Origin of the sequence: Robertmurraya beringensis (assembly GCF_042433785.1) — a bacterium.
Classification (GTDB): Bacteria; Bacillota; Bacilli; order Bacillales; family Cytobacillaceae; genus Robertmurraya_A; species Robertmurraya_A beringensis.
The window spans coordinates 1-970 of record NZ_JBHLUU010000051.1 but is presented as its reverse complement, the minus strand read 5'-3'; the positions used below and the strand labels follow the sequence as shown (position 1 = coordinate 970).

Here is a 970-nt window from a genome sequence, read left to right as displayed (position 1 = left end):
GATTTTACTGAGCAAACGGCCGGAAATCCGACAGTGGGTACGTTAATTTTTATTACGATGCTTCTTACTGGTTTTGGTGTATATGATCGAATGGCCCAATTTGGAGGGGCTGGAACAGCTGTACCCGTAACTGGTTTTGGCAATGCGGTCATATCACCTGCCATTGAGCATCGTTCCGAAGGATTTGTACTGGGCGTAGGCGGCAACATGTTTAAATTAGCAGGGGCGGTTATTTTATTTGGTGTTTTTTCTGCTTTTGTCATTGCCCTCATCAAAACCATTTTAATCCAGTGGGGTGGTTTATAATGCTGGCAGGTCATCGTACATGGATTTTTGAACAAAAACCAGTGATACTTTCAACTGGAACAGTTGGAGGACCATTTGAAGCAAACGGAGCGATCGCAGAAGATTTCGATCTCCTTCATGCTGATTTATGGCTTGGACAGGATTCCTATGAAAAGGCACATAAAGTCCTTTTTGAAGAAGCCTGTCAAAAAGCCATGGAAAAAGGGGGCATCCAAAAAGATCAAGTTCAATTTATCCTAGCTGGGGATCTGATCAACCAGATAACTCCGACAAGTTTTGCTAGTCGAACAATTGGAGCTCCGTATTTTGGTTTATTCGGTGCCTGCTCTACGTCTATGGAAGGACTGGCTCTAGGTGCTTATATTGTGAATACGAAAGGAGCGAAATATTTATTAACAGGAGCATCTAGTCATGATACAGCTGTTGAAAAACAATTTCGTTATCCAACTGAGTACGGCGGTCAAAAACCACCTACTGCACAATGGACTGTTACTGGTGCAGGTGCCGCCCTTTTATGTGATTCTGGGGAAGGACCTCGTGTCACTTCTGCCACAATTGGACGTGTGATTGATATGGGCTTAACAGATCCATTTAATATGGGAGGAGCAATGGCGCCAGCTGCGGTTGATACCATTGAAGCCCATTTAAAGGAACGAAATATTGA

2 protein-coding genes are annotated in these 970 nt (G+C 43.6%); both read left to right on the top strand.

What is annotated here, in order from left to right; all coding sequences use genetic code 11:
* On the top strand, nucleotides 1–306 hold a 306-nt coding region (locus tag ACFFHF_RS11830), incomplete at its 5' end, for a SpoVA/SpoVAEb family sporulation membrane protein (RefSeq protein WP_160549944.1).
* Nucleotides 306–970 (top strand): beta-ketoacyl-[acyl-carrier-protein] synthase family protein (locus tag ACFFHF_RS11825; protein WP_377058223.1); only part of this gene is annotated, 665 nt, incomplete at its 3' end. The genes ACFFHF_RS11830 and ACFFHF_RS11825, both read left to right, overlap by 1 nt.